Annotated in this window: 14 protein-coding genes and 1 pseudogene; 6 read left to right on the top strand and 9 right to left on the bottom strand. The window is 69.7% G+C overall.

Annotation, left to right across the window (positions count from 1 at the left end):
* Both IBL25_RS09940 and IBL25_RS09935 read right to left on the bottom strand, forming a co-directional pair.
* Positions 1 to 1,125 (bottom strand): annotated as a pseudogene (locus IBL25_RS09940) (hypothetical protein); the annotation flags it as partial.
* A 93-nt stretch (positions 1,126 to 1,218) separates the two neighbouring features.
* Positions 1,219 to 1,512 carry a hypothetical protein gene (locus IBL25_RS09935; protein ID WP_187778391.1) on the bottom strand — a complete coding sequence of 98 codons (294 nt, stop codon included), beginning with the start codon at positions 1,510 to 1,512 and terminating at the stop codon, positions 1,219 to 1,221.
* Between IBL25_RS09935 and IBL25_RS09930 the strand changes: the two genes are divergently transcribed.
* Positions 1,511 to 3,097, top strand: a complete 1,587-nt coding sequence (locus IBL25_RS09930; protein ID WP_187778390.1) for an ABC transporter substrate-binding protein — start codon at positions 1,511 to 1,513, stop codon at positions 3,095 to 3,097. The genes IBL25_RS09935 and IBL25_RS09930 overlap by 2 nt on opposite strands.
* Before the next feature lie 5 nt (positions 3,098 to 3,102).
* The gene (locus IBL25_RS09925; protein WP_238940323.1) at positions 3,103 to 4,002 is read left to right on the top strand and encodes an NAD(P)-dependent oxidoreductase; all 900 of its coding nucleotides are present in this window, start codon (positions 3,103 to 3,105) and stop codon (positions 4,000 to 4,002) included.
* Positions 4,003 to 4,168: 166 nt separating this feature from the next.
* Here the strand turns inward: IBL25_RS09925 and IBL25_RS09920 are convergent, their stop codons facing one another.
* Entirely contained in the window at positions 4,169 to 4,918 is a 750-nt protein-coding gene (locus IBL25_RS09920; RefSeq protein WP_187778388.1) for an IclR family transcriptional regulator, read from the bottom strand.
* 120 nt (positions 4,919 to 5,038) lie between these two features.
* Between IBL25_RS09920 and IBL25_RS09915 the strand changes: the two genes are divergently transcribed.
* The gene (locus IBL25_RS09915) at positions 5,039 to 5,716 is read left to right on the top strand and encodes an RraA family protein (protein ID WP_239419424.1); all 678 of its coding nucleotides are present in this window, start codon (positions 5,039 to 5,041) and stop codon (positions 5,714 to 5,716) included.
* 3 nt (positions 5,717 to 5,719) lie between these two features.
* On the opposite strand, the gene IBL25_RS09910 is transcribed toward IBL25_RS09915, so the two are convergent.
* The 6 genes from IBL25_RS09910 to IBL25_RS09885 form a co-directional block, all read right to left on the bottom strand.
* On the bottom strand, positions 5,720 to 6,667 hold the full coding sequence (locus IBL25_RS09910; protein ID WP_187778387.1) for an aliphatic sulfonate ABC transporter substrate-binding protein: 948 nt from the start codon (positions 6,665 to 6,667) through the stop codon (positions 5,720 to 5,722).
* A 17-nt stretch (positions 6,668 to 6,684) separates the two neighbouring features.
* Entirely contained in the window at positions 6,685 to 7,392 is a 708-nt protein-coding gene (locus IBL25_RS09905; RefSeq protein WP_187778386.1) for an ABC transporter ATP-binding protein, read from the bottom strand.
* Positions 7,389 to 8,111 carry an ABC transporter permease gene (locus tag IBL25_RS09900; RefSeq protein ID WP_367615591.1) on the bottom strand — a complete coding sequence of 241 codons (723 nt, stop codon included), beginning with the start codon at positions 8,109 to 8,111 and terminating at the stop codon, positions 7,389 to 7,391. The genes IBL25_RS09905 and IBL25_RS09900 overlap by 4 nt, the downstream gene beginning before the upstream one ends.
* A 169-nt stretch (positions 8,112 to 8,280) precedes the next feature.
* Positions 8,281 to 9,606 carry an LLM class flavin-dependent oxidoreductase gene (locus IBL25_RS09895; RefSeq protein WP_187778385.1) on the bottom strand — a complete coding sequence of 442 codons (1,326 nt, stop codon included), beginning with the start codon at positions 9,604 to 9,606 and terminating at the stop codon, positions 8,281 to 8,283.
* 211 nt (positions 9,607 to 9,817) lie between these two features.
* On the bottom strand, positions 9,818 to 11,434 hold the full coding sequence (locus IBL25_RS09890) for an AMP-binding protein (protein ID WP_187778384.1): 1,617 nt from the start codon (positions 11,432 to 11,434) through the stop codon (positions 9,818 to 9,820).
* Between the two features lie 194 nt (positions 11,435 to 11,628).
* Complete coding sequence (locus IBL25_RS09885) at positions 11,629 to 12,567, bottom strand: lipid kinase (protein ID WP_187778383.1); 939 nt, start codon at positions 12,565 to 12,567, stop codon at positions 11,629 to 11,631.
* 96 nt (positions 12,568 to 12,663) lie between these two features.
* Here IBL25_RS09885 and IBL25_RS09880 point away from each other — a divergent pair, with 96 nt between their 5' ends.
* From IBL25_RS09880 to IBL25_RS09870, 3 genes are all read left to right on the top strand, one after another.
* Positions 12,664 to 13,422 (top strand): phosphatase PAP2 family protein, encoded by a 759-nt coding sequence (locus IBL25_RS09880; RefSeq protein WP_187778382.1) that lies wholly within the window; start codon positions 12,664 to 12,666, stop codon positions 13,420 to 13,422.
* A 98-nt stretch (positions 13,423 to 13,520) separates the two neighbouring features.
* Positions 13,521 to 14,237, top strand: coding sequence for a GntR family transcriptional regulator (locus IBL25_RS27275; RefSeq protein WP_367615590.1), 717 nt, complete (start codon positions 13,521 to 13,523; stop codon positions 14,235 to 14,237).
* On the top strand, positions 14,234 to 15,718 hold the full coding sequence (locus IBL25_RS09870) for a mannitol dehydrogenase family protein (protein WP_187778381.1): 1,485 nt from the start codon (positions 14,234 to 14,236) through the stop codon (positions 15,716 to 15,718). The genes IBL25_RS27275 and IBL25_RS09870 overlap by 4 nt, the downstream gene beginning before the upstream one ends.
* The last annotated feature ends 7 nt before the right edge of the window (positions 15,719 to 15,725 follow it).

The raw sequence follows: 15,725 nt of genomic DNA, 5'->3' as shown, positions 1-15,725 counted from the left end.
CGGATCGGCGGCGGCGGCCAGCGGTGCGGGCTCGGCGGCGGCCAGCAGCAGCGGCGCGGCGGCATGGATCACCGGCGGCCGCTCCGCCGTCGTGGCAACCAGGCGAGCCGCCTCGGCGGAGGGCGTGGACAGGAAGGGGAAAGGAGGAGCCTCGGCGCTGACCAGCGGTACTGGCGGCGTTTCTCCACTCAGGCTGCGTGTCGCTGTCGCGGGCAAAGGAGGCAGCGCGCGTTGGGTGGCTTCAGCGGGTTGCGGCCTGCTCTGCTGCGCTGCCGCCCGCGTGGGTTCGATGGGGGTGGAAATCCTGCCGCCTTCCTCCTGCCGGCTGCTGGATGGCGGCGGCGGGGTCAGGGCAACAGGGCGCGGAACAGGCAGGGCCGGTGCCGCTTCCGCCGTGGCGGTGGTGAGAACCTGGCGCGGCGCGGCCTCGGGCACCGCCGCTCCGTCATGGCCCAGCAGCCCGGCGAGGTGGCGCCAGGCCGGGCCGGTCTGCTGTGGCGCGATATGTTCCAGCACCACCGCGCCACTCGCCGCCATGGCCAGCAGAACCAGCGCCGCCGATCCGGCCCCGCTGAAGCTGAAGGCGCGGGGCGGCGGGGAGGGCGGCAGCAGGGCGGGAAAATCCGCCTCCGCAATATCGTCCTGCGCCCAGGGGAGCGGCGCGGCGGCCGCTGGCCGTGGCGCCGCAGCGGGTGCCGCCTTCGGCCGCGGCATGGAGGCGGCTGGCCGGGGCGATGGCTGCTCGGCCCGCGAGCGTGGCATGGCTGGCGCGGAAGATGGCAGGAGAGCCTCCAGCGCCGGTATCCATTCCTGATCCCGCAGGCCCATGGGTTGGTCGGCACCGAAAGCGGTATCGAGCGTCACGGAAAGGCGCCACAGGTCTTGCTCCGTCAGGGAGCAGTAGATGACGGGCAGGTGGCCGGGGAACTGCTGCCCGAAGCGTGCCACATGCAGGCGGCGGCGCAGGCGTTCCACGGCATCCGGCACCCTCCCCGGGGCCGCATCCAGCAACACCACGCCGACATTCTGGTGCAGCAGAATGAAACGCGGGTCTGGCGCCCCGTCGGCCAGCGAGCGCCCTTGCAGCACAAGCCAGCCAAGGTCGATGAAAGCCTCCTGCACCATCGAATTGAATTCTGTGCAAGAGGTGGAGCTAGGATTTGCGCAGGATTTAATATTTTCCAAGTTTCCAGCGCCCCGAAGCGCCTTAAAATTACTTCATAGGCAGCCTATCCCGCGTTTTTGTTGCTTGATGCATCCAAAGAACATCTGCCGCTTCACATTGGCGCGATGCTCCGTGCCGATGACAACATGGGCGCCTTCGGCACGAAAATGCCGGCGGAAGTTTCCGTCATGCCTGCTCCCGGCGGCGCGCCTTGCCGTGAAAGGCCGGTGCCGAGCGCTTGACAGGGCAAAGCGGAGGCTCGCAAGCTGAAAACGAAACGCCATTTCGAAATGACCCGGAAAAGCCCCATCGAAGGGCATGGCGGGCGGAGGGGAGAAACGGTTCATGTTGCGTCGCCATTTCCTGGCCGGGGTTTCCGCCGCGGCCATCACGCCCCTGGCCATGCCCCGCCTCGCGCGGGCCCAGGGGGAAAGCGTGCTGCGATTCGTGCCCTTCGTCGACCTTTCGCTGCTGGACCCGGTGGCCACCACGGCGACGCCCACGCGCAACCATGCCTTCCTGATCTTCGACACGCTCTATGGCCTGGACAGCAACTTCCAGCCGCAGCCGCAGATGGTGGAAGGCCATGCCGTGGAGGATGACGGCCGCCGCTGGCTGCTGACGCTGCGCGAGGGCCTGCGCTTCCATGACGGCAGCGCCGTGACGGCGCGTGACTGCGTCGCCAGCATCAAGCGCTGGGCTTCCCGCGATTCCTTCGGCCAGGCGCTGATGGTCGCGACGGATGAGCTTTCGGCGCGCGACGACAAAACCATCGTCTTCCGCCTCAACAAGCCTTTCCCGCTGCTGCCGGCGGCGCTGGCAAAAGCCTCGCCCAGCATGTGCGCCATCATGCCGGAGCGGCTGGCGGTGACGGACGCGGCCAAGCAGGTGACGGAGATGGTGGGCTCCGGCCCCTTCCGCTTCCTGGAAAAGGAGCACATGGCCGGCGCCCGCGCCGCCTATGCGCGCTTCGAGGGCTATGTGCCGCGCCAGGGCGGCACGCCCGGCGGCACCGCCGGGCCGAAGGTGGCGCATTTCGAGCGGGTCGAATGGACCGTGATGCCGGATGTCTCGGCCGCATCCTCCGCCCTGCAGGCGGGCGAGGTGGATTGGTGGGAAACACCTTCCCCCGACCTGGCGCCAATGCTGAAGCGCGACCGCAACCTGCGCGTGGAGGTGAAGGACCGCCAGGGCCTGACGCCCATTCTGCGCTTCAACTGCATCCAGCCGCCTTTCGACAATGTGGCGCTGCGCCGCGCCGTGCTGGCCGCCGTCGACCAGGCGGAATTCATGCAGGCCTATAGCAGCGAGCCCGATACCTGGCATGTCAAGCTGGGCATGTTCTGTCCCGGCACACCCATGGCCAACGACGCAGGCCTGGACAAGCTCTTCGGCAAGACGAATATCGAGGCCGCGCGCAAGGCCGTGGCCGAATCCGGCTACAAGGGCGAGAAGGTGGCCTTCATGCTGCCGATGGACCACCCCGTCAGCGCGCCGATCGGGCAGGTGGGCATCGACCTCTTCAAGCGCATCGGCCTGAATGTGGATGTGCAGGCGGTGGACAGCGGCACGCTCTTCCAGCGGCGCAATTCGCGCGAGCCGGTGGAGAAGGGCGGCTGGAGCGTGTTTCCTTCCATGGTCTCCGGTCTCAATATCCTAGACCCGGCGGTGACCAGCGTGGCGCGCGGCAATGGGTTGAAGGGCTGGTACGGCTGGCCCGAAAGCCCCGAGGGCGAGCGCCTGCGCGACGCCTGGCTGGAAGAGCGCGACCCCGCCAGGCAAAAGCAACTGGCGGAGCAGATCCAGCTCCAGGCCTGGCAGGATGCCACCTTCATTCCCACCGGGCAGATCTTCCAGCCCATGGCCTGGCGCCGCAGCATCGACGGTGTGCTGGATGGCTTCGTCAAATTCTGGAACGTGCGACGGGTATGATGACAATGCGGCAGATCAAGGTCGGCCTGATCGGCTATGGCGAAGTCGGCAGCACGCTGGGCGCTGGGTTGCGCGCGCAAGGGCTGGAGCAGGTCTCCAGCTTCGACACCGGTGCCTTCGATGGCCCCTATGCCACGCTGATCCAAGGCCGCGCGGAAGCCGCGGGCGTGCCGCTGCTGCGCTCGGCGGCGGAACTGGCGGAGCGGGCCGATATCATCATCGGCGTGACGCCCGGCTCAGCCTCCGTGGAGAGTGCCGCGAATTTCGCGCCGCATCTGACATCGCGGCATCTGTTCATCGACATCGCCTCCGCCACCCCGAAGGTGAAGCAGGCCATGGCCGCGAAGCTGGAAGGCACGGGCGCGCTGGTCGCCGATGGCTCCATCGTCGGCACGCCGCGCGACGGGCTGGCGCTGCCCATCCTGGCCAGCGGTGCGGCGGCCGAGGCGGTGCGGGACGCGCTGGTGCCCTGGGGCATGAGGATCGAGGCCGTGGGGCCGGAACTCGGCACCGCATCGGCCATCAAGATCCTGCGCTCCGTGCTGATCAAGGGCATCGAGGCGCTGGTGGACGAGATGATGCTGGGCGCCCGCCGCTACGGGCTGGATGAGGCAGTGCTGCAATCCGCCGCCAAGACGCTGATGTCGCGTCCCTTCCCGGATTTCGCCGGCAACCTGATCACCACCGGCGTCATCCACGCCCGCCGCCGCGCCGAGGAAGCCGCCATGGCGGCTGATGCGCTGGCCGATGTCGGCATCGAGCCCATCATGACCCGTTCCACCGCCGAGCGGCTGCGCTGGGTGGAAGCGCTGGGGCTGAAGGAACACTTCGGCGGGCGTATTCCGGCGAATTATCAGGAGGCGCTGGAAGCCATCGAGGCGCGGATGGAGCCAGCGGAGGCTTGAAGAAAGGCTGGGGGAATGAATTCCCCCAGGCCCCCTTCTTTTGTTTTCGAGTTTTCCAGTGCGCCGAAGGGCTTAGCCCTGCATGGCCCATTATTGAAAGCATCACGGCGCCCTCCGCTTCAGCCCGAAACCAACTCGAAAAAAGAAGATGGGGGTTCGGGGGAATTCATTCCCCCGACCTTTTCCTCCGCCCTGTGCCGCGCAGCGCCAGCGGCGGCTGCCCGCCCAGGCCGCGCGTCAGCCCGGCGGCTGCTTCCCGCAGGATTTTCGTAGCAGCGCGGGCGGCCTTGGGCGTCAGGCGGGTGATGGGGCCGGTGATGCTCAGCGCCCCGGCGAAATGGTCTTCGGGGCCGAAGACAGGCATGGCGAGGCCGGCCGCGTGCGGGTCGTGGACGCCGGCGGTGTAGAGGGGGAAATCCAGCGCATCGGCCTCGGGCGGCAGGGGCGTGGTGGTGAAGATGCGCAGCACCTGGGCGATGGCGGACATGTCCATCGGCAGCAGGTCGCCCTGGCGCACATGCAGGCGCAGCCGGTGCGGCGAATCGACGCGGAAGAGGCATTGCCGCGCTTCGCCATCGCGGATGTAGAAGGCGGCGCTTTCGCCGGTGGCGGCGACCAGGTGTTCCAGCACCGGCATCACATGCGCTTCCAGCCGGAAGGAATGCTGGTAGACCATGCCGAGGCGCAGCAGTTCCGCCCCCAGGCGGTAGCCGCCCTCGGTGCGGGACAGGTAGCCGGCGGCTTCGAGCGAGACGGCGATGCGCATGATGGTGCTCTTCACCAGCCCCGTGCGCGCCGAGAGTTCAGCGAGAGAGACGGCGCCGTCGCCCTTGCGGAAGGCGCTGAGCAGGGCCAGCGTGCGCTCGGCGGAAGCGACGCCTTCCATCGCGGGCGTGGCCCTGGGCTTGGATGTCATGACGCGCAGGTCTAACGCTCCGCTGGGCTGGCCGGCAAGCACTGGCTGAATTCTGAAATGGCGTTGCGTTCCATGCCGGGTTGCGGGAGCCTGGGCGCGGAACATGAGGGAGGGTCGCCGGTGGCCATTGGATTCAGGATTTTGCCGCGCGCGCGGCAGGTGGGCGCGGAATGGGCGGAGCGCTTCCGCAGCCTTCCCGTGGCCAATGTCAGTGACGTGATGGCGCGCATGACGGCGGGCGGGCCGCGGCTGCGGCCGATGCATCGCGGCGGCCAGATGGCCGGCCCGGCGCTGACGGTGAAGACCCGCCCCGGCGACAACCTGATGATCCACAAGGCCCTGGCCCTGGCGGCGCCGGGCGACGTGATCGTGGTGGATGCCGGCGGCGACCTGACCAATGCGCTGATCGGCGAGTTGATGCTGGCGCAGATGGTGAAGAAGCGCCTGGGCGGCATCGTGATCCATGGCGCCATCCGCGACAGCGCCGCCATCGCCGCGCAGGACTTTCCGGTCTTCGCGGCGGGCGTGACGCATCGCGGGCCCTACAAGGACGGCCCGGGCGAGATCAATGTGCCGGTGGCCTTCGACGGCATGGTGATCGCGCCCGGCGACCTGGTGCTGGGCGACGATGACGGGCTGCTTTGCGTGCCTTTCGAGGAGGTGGAGACCATCCATGCCGCCGCCGCCGCCAAGCAGGCGGCGGAGGTGAAGCAGGCTGCCGCGATCGAGGCCGGCACCTATTCCGCCCCTTGGGTCGACGAGACGCTGCGCCGCCTGGGCTGCGAGGGGCTGGACTGAGTTCTAGCCCAGCTTCACCACGCCGGCCGCGATATCCGGCCGGCGTGGCACGATTTTGCTGGAGACATACCAGTCGGCGATCTGCTCGATCTGCGCCACATCGGCATCGGTGACGCCGCGCGTCGGCACGGCGTTGTTCTCGCCGATGGCAGGGGCGAGGCCAGGGGGCAGGCTCATCGCCTCGGCCCAGATGCGGCCGGCTTCGTTCTTGTTGTTCCGGGCCCAGCGGTTGTCGTCTAGGCAGGTGTCGAAGACCGTCTGCAGCAGCGGGCGTTTCCTTTCCACGAAGTCCCGGCTGGCCATCAGCGTCACGGCATTGTCGGAGCCGATGTCGGCGCCATCCGCCAGCACGCGCGCGCCATAGTTCTGCACGCCGATGACGACGAAGGGGTCCCAGGTGGCCCAGGCATCGACATGGCCCTGGGTGAAGGCGGCGCCGCTGTCGCTGGGGCTGAGATAGACGCGCTTCACGGCCGAGGCATCCACGCCCTTCTTTTCCAGCGCACGCATCAGCAGGTATTCGCCGGTGCCGCCGCGATTCACCGCGACGCTTTTGCCCGCGAGGTCGGCCAGGCTGCGGATGGGGGAGTCCTGCTTCACCAGGATGCCTTCACCACCCGCCGAGATCTTCTGGTAGGCGAAGATCACCATGGGGATGCGCGCCGCCAATGCCGCGATGCAGGCGGTGGAGGACCCGGCGGTGATGTCGATGCTGCCGGCATTCAGCGCCTCCAGCGCCGGGGCGGCGGCGGGGAAGGGGCCAGCCCATTCCAGCTTCGCGCCTTGCGCCGCCAGTGCCTTTTCCAGCGTGCCGCGGGCGCGGCCGGTGGTGAGGTCGTTGGGCGCGCGCAGCCAGCCGATGCGCACGGTCTCGCCTTCCGCTGCGCGGGCGGAGGCCAGAGCGGGAAGCAGCAGGGCGGCGCTCAGCTTGCCCAGGGTGCGGCGTTGCATGGTTCGTTCTTCCCGGCTCAGTGTGTCAGGGCCTGCTCCACGCCGAGGCGGGCGAGCAATCCGGCTTCCAGCGCCGCCAGCGCGGGGTCGCCATGCCGGCGCGGATGCGCGGCGGAAACCTCCGTCTGGTGGGTGATCTGGCCGCCTTCCAGGATCAGCACGCGGTCGGCCAGCAGCACGGCCTCCCGCACGTCATGCGTCACCAGCAGGATGGCGGGGCGGTGGGCGCGCCAGAGGTCGCCTACCAGCGAATGCATGCGGATGCGCGTCAGGGCATCCAGCGCGGCGAAGGGTTCGTCCAGCAGCAGCAAATCGGGCTGGCGCACCAGGGCGCGGGCCAGGGCGGCGCGCTGCGCCTCGCCGCCCGAGAGCGTGATGGGCCAGGCATCGGCGCGCGCGGCCAGCCCGACCTCGGCCAGGGCGGCGCGGGCGGCCGCCTCGGCATCATCCCGCCGCAGGCCGAGGGCGACATTCTGCGCCACCGTCTTCCAGGGCATCAGCCGTGGTTCCTGAAAGACCACGGCCCGGCGTTGCGGCAGCCGCGCCACGCCGGGCGGCACCGCATCCAGCCCCGCCAGCACCCGCAGCAGCGTGGACTTGCCGGAGCCGCTGCGGCCCAGCAGCGCCACGAATTCTCCGGGCGCGACCGAAAGCTCCAGCCGGTCCAGCACTACGCGGTGGCCAAAGGCACGGCTCAGGCCCTGAACCTCCAGCACCGGCTTCATGCCGCCACCACCGGCCGGCGCCAGCGCAGCCCGCGCGCTTCCAGCAGCCGCACCAGCCCATCCGTCGCCAGCCCCATGGCGGCATAGACCAGCAGGCAGACCACGATCACGTCGGTCTGCAGGAAGTCCCGCGCATTGGTGATCAGCGCGCCCAACCCGCTGCTGGCATTGATCTGCTCCCCCACCACCAGGGACAGCCAGGCGATGCTGAGCCCGTAGCGCACCCCCACCAGCAGGGAGGGCAGGGCGCCGGGCAGGATGATGTGCCGCACCCGCTCCAGCCGCGTCAGGCCCAGGGTGCGGCCGGCTTCCACCAGCTTCAGGTCCACGCCCCGAATGCCGGCATGCAGCGTCAGGTAGATGGGAAAGAGGGCACCCAGGGCGACAAGGCCGACCTTGGGCGCCTCGCCAATGCCGAACCACAGGATGAAGAGCGGCAGCAGCCCCAGGAAGGGCATGGCCTTCAGCATCTGCAAGGGCGGGTCCACCAGCACCTCCCCAATGCGCGACAGGCCGGAGACCACCGCCAGCGCCACGCCCAGCACCAGCGCGATGCCGAAGCCCGCCGCCACGCGCAGGAAGGAGACCAGCAGGCCCCGCAGCAGCTCGCCCGAGCGCACTAGTTCCCAGGCCGTCGCGGCAATCTGCGAGGGGGAGGCCAGGATGCGCTCCGGCAGCAGCCCGCTGGCGCTGGCCGCCTGCCAGAGCAGCAGCAGCACCAGGGGCGAGAGCAGCCGCGCCCAGCCGCCCCAGGCCGCGCGCGGGGCGGTAGTCTCGGCTGCGGGGGCGGGGCTTTCGGCGGTCTCGGACAGTGTCAGGCCTTCCTGGCGGAGATGACGGGCTCCTGCCCCTCACTTCGCGCGGGACGGCGGGCGTGGCAAGGCCGCCTCAGGCCGGGAAGAAGCGGTTGGCCGGGCGCGGCAGGCCCAGGTTCTCCCGCAGGGTGGTGCCCTCGTATTCGCGGCGGAAGATGCCGCGCCGCTGCAAGGCCGGCACCACCTTCTCCACGAAGTCGTCCAGCCCGTCCGGCACGTGGGAGAACATGATGTTGAAGCCGTCGCAGGCTTCCGCCTCCAGCCATTGCTGCATCTGGTCCGCGATGCTCTCGGCGGTGCCCACCATGGCGGAACCGGGATAGCCGCCCAGCCGCTGCGCCAGTTGCCGCACCGTCAGCTTCTCGCGCTCCGCCAGGGCGATCACCCGTTCCCGGCTGCTCTTGCTGGCATTGCTGGGCGGGATTTCCGGCAGCGGCCCATCGGGGTCGAAGCCCGAGGCGTCATGCCCCAGCGCGATAGACAGCGAGGCCACGCCGCTTTCGTAATAAACCAGGCTGTCCAGCTTGGCTCGCCTGGCGCGCGCATCCTCCTCCGTCTCGCCGATCACCACGAAGCAGCCGGGCAGGATCTTCAGGTGCGAGGGGTCGCGCCCCAGCGCCGCCATGCGGGTTTTCACGTCGCGGTAGAAGCTCCGGCCATCCTCCAGCGTCGGCGTCGCCGCGAAGATCACCTCCGCCGTTTCCGCCGCCAGTTGCCGCCCGGCCTCCGAGGCACCGGCCTGCACGATCACCGGCCAGCCCTGCACCGGCCGCGCCACGTTCAGCGGCCCGCGCACCTGGAAGAACTCGCCCTTGTGGTCCAGCACATGCAGCTTGGCGGGGTCGAAGAACAAGCCGCTCTCCACGTCGCGCGTGAAGGCATCGTCGGCCCAGCTATCCCAAAGGCCGGTGACGACATCGAAGAACTCGCGGCCACGGCGGTAGCGCTCGCCGTGCTCCATCTGCTCGGTCTGGCCGAAGTTCAGCGCCGCATCGGGGTTGGAGGTGGTGACGATGTTCCACCCCGCGCGCCCGCCGCTGAGATGGTCCAGCGAGGCGAATTTGCGGGCGATGTGATAGGGATCGTTGAAGGTGGTTGAGGCCGTGGCGATCAGCCCGATACGCTCCGTCACCGCCGCCAGCGCCGGCAGCAGCGTCAGCGGGTCGAAGGAGGTGACGGTGTGGGAACGCTTCAGCGCCTCCATCGGCATGTTCAGCAGCGCCAGATGGTCCGCCATGAAGAAGGCGTCGAACTTCCCGCGCTCCAGCGTCTGCGCGAAGCGCTTCAGATGCGCGAAGTTGAAGTTGGCGTCAGGAAAGGCGCCGGGATAGCGCCAGGCGCCGGTATGGATGGTGGTGGGGCGCATGAAGGCGCCGAGATGCAACTGCCTTGCGGCCATGGGATCTGTCCCCTTCGGTCGAGGGAAATCTTTGGCCCAGGCCAAGCCGAGGCAAGGCCAGGGGAATGAATTCCCCTGGAACCCCTTCTTTTTTCTTCAAGTTCATGAATGGAAGGTTACGGAGGCTCCAGCCTCGGCCGCCTGGCGCAGCCGGAAACTGGAAAAAAGAAGATGGGGGCCCGGGGGAATTCATTCCCCCGGCCTTTTTCTTCTACACCGCTTCCCGCACCGTCGCGCGCAGCTTGGCCTTTTGCAGCTTGCCGGTGGAGGTCTTGGGCACTTCGCCGAACACGATGCGCTTGGGCGCCTTGTAGCCAGCCAGCCTGGCGCGGGTGAAGGCGATCAGCTCGGCCTCGGTGGCCTCGGCATCCGGGCGCAGCTCGACAAAGGCGCAGGGCACTTCGCCCCATTTCTCGTCCGGCATGGCGATCACGGCGGCGACGGCCACGGCGGGGTGGCGGTAGAGGGCTTCCTCCACCTCGATGCTGCTGATGTTCTCGCCGCCGGAGATGATGATGTCCTTGGCGCGGTCCTTCACCTGCACATAGCCGTCCGGGTGCTTCACGCCCAGGTCGCCGGTGCGGAACCAGCCGCCGGTCAGGGCCTTCTCCGTCGCCGCCGGGTCCTTCAGGTAGCCTTTGGCGACCATGTTGCCGCGCATCACCACCTCGCCCATGGTGGTGCCGTCGGCGGGAACGGGGGTGTCGTCTGGGCCAAAAACATCCAGCGCTTCCAGCGTCACGTAGCGCAGGCCCTGGCGGGCCATCAGGGCGGCGCGGGCGGGGCCGTCCCTGGCGTCGTCCTCGGGCTTCCATTCATTAACCACGGCGGGACCGTAGCATTCGGTCAGGCCATAGATATGGACAACGGTGATGCCGGCATCGGCGGCCTTGGCCAGCACGGCCTCGGGTGGCGGGGCGCCAGCCACCATGAAGCGCAGCGGGCCGGGCAGGGTGGGGCGGTTGGGCGTGTCCAGCAAAGTCGAGAGCACGATCGGCGCACCGCACATATGGGTCACGCCATGGGTGGCGATGGCCTCCCACATCGCCGGGCCGCGCACCGCGCGCAGGCAGACATTGGTGCCGGAGAGCGCCGCCACGACCCAGGGAAAGCACCAGCCGTTGCAATGGAACATCGGCAGGGTCCAGAGATAGGTCGGTGGCCCCGCCATCTGGCAGGCCAGGATATCCCCGATGGCCGAGAGATGCGCGCCGCGGTGGTGATAGACCACGCCCTTGGGCCGGCCGGTGGTGCCGGAGGTATAGTTCAGCGCGATGGCGTCCCATTCATCGGAGGGCAGGGGCCAGGCGAAATCGTGGTCGCCGGAGGCCAGCAGCGCCTCGTAGTCCTCGCCGCCGAGGGTATGGGGGAAGGGGGCTTCGGGGTCGTTGACCTCGACCACCGGCGGCTTGCTGGTGGAGAGTGCCAGGGCGGCTTCCAGCAGCGGCAGCAGCTCGCGGTCCGCGATCACCAGCCTGGCCTCGCCATGGTCGAGGATATAGGCGATGGTCTCGGCATCCAGGCGGATATTGATGGCGCCCAGCACGGCGCCCGACATCGGCACGCCGGTGTGGCATTCCACCATGGCGGGCGTATTGGGCAGCAGCACCGCCACGGTGTCGCCGCGCCCGATGCCGCGCTTGTTCAGCGCCGAGGCGAGCTGCACGCAGCGGTCGCGGTGCTGCTTCCAGGTCCAGCGCTGCGCGCCATGGACCACCGCCACGCGGTCCGGGAAGGCGGCGGCGCTGCGCTCGGTAAACAGCAGCGGCGTCAGCGGCACGTGGTTGGCCGGGGTGCGCGGCAGGGCGTCGTAATCGCGCGCGGTCATCAGCGTCGCGCCCCGGTCTGCTGGCGGGCGGCGCCGCGCCCGGCGTGAAAGGCCGGGCCATCGATCTGATGCGGCATTCTGGTGTTTTCTCCCTGGCTTGTGCCGGCCAGTCCGGCCGGGCAGCGCTTTGCTTTGCGGCAAGTCTGTCACGGGGCGGGTGGCCGGCGCCAGCCCCACGCGCATCCGCCGGCCGCTCAGCCAGGCGGCGGCGCGGGCGGCGCGAAGACGCTGACGCATTTGGGCAGCAGCCGGAACATGGCGGGGGTGGTGGCGGTCAGCTCGCCATCCGTGTTCACCGGCATCCGCCGCCGGGTGGCAACGGCGCAGGAGACGGCGGGAAAGGCGCGCACGTCATGCCATTGCCCATGCGTGCCGCGCCGCAGGTAGGGGAACAGCACCAGCAGCCGCCACCAATGGCCGACCTCCAGGCTGTAGATATCCAGCTTGCCATCATCCGGCGCGGCGCTGCTTTCCACCGTCATGCCGCCGCCGTAGTGGCGCCCGTTGCCCACCGAGATCTGCACCGTGCGGATCTTGCGCACCCGCCCTTCCTGCGTGATCCAGGCGGTGAAGGGGCGGATGCGGCGCAGCAGCCGGAAGGCGGCGATGGCATAGCCCAACCGGCCCCAGCGCTTCTTGGCTTCCGCTCGCAGCTCTCCGGCCAGCTCGGCGCTGAAGCCGATGGAGGCGACATTGAAGAAGGGCTTGCCGTTCACCTCGCCCAGGTCGATGCGGCGCAGGTGGCCGGCGGCGATCACCCGCGCCGCTTCCACCAGGTCCGGCCCGATGCCGAGGGAGCGCGCGAGGTCATTGGCGGTGCCGAGCGGCAGGATGCCGAAGGGCAGGCCGGTGTCCAGCAGGGCCGGCGCGGCGGCGTTCAGCGTGCCGTCGCCGCCGCCCAGCACCACGGCGGAAAAGCCCTCGCCGGCGCGGGCGCGGATCACCTCGGCGGCATTCTGGCCGGGGGAGCAGGGATGTTCCTCCACCACGATGTCATGGGCGCGCAGCACGGCAAGCGCCTCGTCCAGCGCCGCGCCGCCGTTGCGGGCTTGGCGGTTGACCAGCAGCAGCAGGCGGCGGGGCGGGGCGGGCGCGGCGTTGAGGGACAGGGGGCGGTCTCCATGAGCCGTCATCGGGCCGAACCGAAACGCTCCAGCCGCGCCGCGGATGCGGCAACCCCGTGCCGGGTTGCCGCGTCTTGGCCCAGGATGGTGAGGAGAAAGGCGGCCATGGCATTCCTCGGTTGGCGCCTGCGCGGCCTGGCCAGGGCCATGCCACGCGGCAAGCTGCACTGGGAGCAGTTCTCCTGGGCGCAGTTCGTGCTGCTGGCGGCGGTCTTCGCCTGTGCCGGCGGCCTCTTCGCCTTTGTGCGCCTGATCGACGAGGTGGGGGAAGGCGATACCCATGGCTTCGACCAGGCGGTGCTGATGGCGCTGCGCAACCCGGCCGACCCCGCCGACCCGCTGGGGCCCTTCTGGCTGGAGATCATGTTCCGCGACTTCACCTCGCTGGGCAGCCACGCGGTGCTGGCGCTGATCTGCGCCCTGGCCTCCGGCTACCTGCTGCTGCAGCGCAAGCTGCTCTCGGCCGCGATGCTGGTGGTCTCCTTCGGCGGCGGCGCGGCGCTGAACAGCCTGCTGAAGCTGGGCTTCAACCGCCCGCGCCCGGACCTGGTGGCGCATCTGGTGGAGACCTTTACCGCCAGCTTTCCCAGCGGCCACGCCATGCTCTCGGCCGTCTGTTACCTGACCCTGGGCACGCTGCTGGCGGGCGTGGCGCGGCGGCGGCGGGACAAGGTCTATATCCTCGGCACCGCCGTGGCCCTGATGGTGCTGGTGGGCTTCAGCCGCGTCTATCTGGGCGTGCACTGGCCCACCGATGTGCTGGCGGGCTGGTGCCTGGGCGCTGCCTGGGCCATGGGCTGCTGGCTGTCGCTGCGCGGCATCCTGCTCTGGCGCAACCGCCGCGCGGCAGCCCGGCACGGCTAGCTCCTGGCGGCGGACAGGCTTGCAAGCTTTGGCCTGTCCTGTATGGTAGTATGCAAATGGGCGATAAGCCCTTCGCAGATGCCGGAGGACGTGCCGCAGTGAGCCTGTCAGAGGTTCTGCAACCCCTTGACCCCATGGAGCAGTCGGGGCCTGTCGGGCTGGCCATCGCCGCCCTGCTGCGCCGCAAGATCGTGACCAACCGCCTGCCGCCCGGCCAGACCTTGCCGGAAAGCGAGGTCGCGGCTCTGCTCGGCGTCAGCCGCCAGCCGGTGCGGGAGGCCCTGATCCGCCTCTCCGAAGCGGGGCTGGTGCGCATCCTGCCACAGCGCGGCACCCTGGTGACGCGTATTTCCGTGGCGGGCGTCAATGGTGGCCGCCTGGTGCGGGACGCGGTGGAGCGCGCGGTGGTGCGCCACGCCGCCATGGCCGAGGCGCCGCGCTCCGCCCTGGATGCCATGCACCGCGTCATCGACACGCAGGAGGCCGCCCTGGCACGGGAGGACCACCCCGCCTTCCTGGCGCTGGACGATGAGCTGCATGGCAGCTTCGCCGCCCTGATGGGGCACCCCGCTGCCTGGACCGCCCTGGCCCAGGTCAAGCTGCAAATGGACCGGGTGCGCTATCTCAGCATTCCCGACGCCACGCCCAGCGAACTGCTGATCGCGCAGCACCGCGCCATTGTCGCCGCCATCGCCCGGCGCGACCCGGATGCGGCGGAGGAGGCGATGCGCCAGCATCTCTCCGAGGTGCTCTCCGCCCTGCCGAAGCTTTGCGAGCGCTTCCCCGACCATTTCGAGACGAAAGAGGCCCCATGACCGCCTCCTCTCCCCGGCTCAGCGCCGCCAGCCTGGGCAGCCTGCCCGCCGGCCCGCGCCGCCCCGGCTATGACCGCGCCGCGCAAGGCATCGGCATCGTGCATCTGGGGCTCGGCGCTTTCCACCGCGCGCATCAGGCCGTCTATACCGAGGAGCGGCTGGAGGCTGGCGAAAGCGGTTGGGGCATCTGCGGCCTCAGCCTGCGCTCCCCCGCCGTGCGGGACGCGCTGGCGCCGCAGGACGGGCTCTACACCGTGCTGACGCGCGGCCCTGGCGGCGATGAGGCGCGCATCATCGGCAGCGTGCTGGAGGCACTGACGGTGCCGGAACAGCCGGACCTCGCCCTGGCCCGGCTGGCCGACCCCGCCACCCGCATCATCGGCCTGACGGTGACGGAAAAGGCCTATTGCCGGGACAGCGGCGGCGCGCTGGACGAGCAGCACCCCGACATCCGCCACGACCTGGAAGGCCAGGGCACCCCGCGCAGCGTGCCCGGCCTGCTGGCCGCCGCCCTGCGCCGCCGTGCCGAGACGGGCGCCGGCGCCGTGACTCTGATGACCTGCGACAACCTGCCCGACAATGGCCGGACGCTGGAGCGGGTGCTGCGGCGCTTCGTGGAACTCCGCGACCCCTCCCTGGCCGGCTGGATGGCGGAGAACGTCTCCTTCCCCGCCACCATGGTGGACCGCATCGTCCCCGCCACCACCGATGCCGACCGCGCCGCCATCGCCGCCCTGGGCTACCAGGATGCCTGGCCCATCGTGGCCGAACCCTTTTCCCAGTGGGTGATCGAGGACCGCTTTGTGAACGGCCGCCCGCGCTGGGAAGAAGCCGGGGCGCTGATGGTCCAGGATGTCCATGCCTATGAGCTGATGAAGCTGCGCTGCCTGAACGGCGCGCATTCCTCGCTGGCCTATCTTGGCGGCCTCGCCGGCATCGGCACCGTCTCGGAAGCCATGGCCGAGCCGCTGCTGGCGGATTTCCTGAAGCGGCTCTGGGCGGAGGATGTGATCCCCACCCTGCCGCCGGTGCCCGGCATCGACCTGCCGGGCTACACGGCGCAACTCGAGGAACGCTTCCGCAACCCCGCCATCCGCCACCGGCTGCTGCAGATCGCCATGGACGGCTCGCAGAAGCTGCCGCAGCGCCTGCTGCGCCCGGCGGCCGACCGGCTGGCGCAGGGCGTGGTGCCGAAGCGCATCGCCCTGGCCGTCGCCGCCTGGATGCTCTTCCTGCTGGGCGAGGACGAGACCGGCGGCAGCCACAGGATCGACGACCCGATGGGCGAGGTGCTCTCCGCCACCGCGCGCGGCGCCGGGCGGGATGCAACGGCGCTGTCCGATGCGCTCTTCGCCATGCCGGAGGTTTTCGAGCCTGCCCTGGCCGCGCATCAGGGCTTCCGCGCGGCGGTGCGGGAGGCCCTGGCGCTGCTGCTGCGGGATGGCGTGCGCGGCGCCCTGCGCGCCAGCCTGGCAGCCTGAACTTTCA

Origin of the sequence: Pseudoroseomonas ludipueritiae (assembly GCF_014490445.1) — a bacterium.
GTDB lineage: Bacteria > Pseudomonadota > Alphaproteobacteria > Acetobacterales > Acetobacteraceae > Pseudoroseomonas > Pseudoroseomonas ludipueritiae.
Note: the sequence above shows the minus strand (reverse complement) of the source record. Positions and strands in the feature narration are given on the sequence as shown.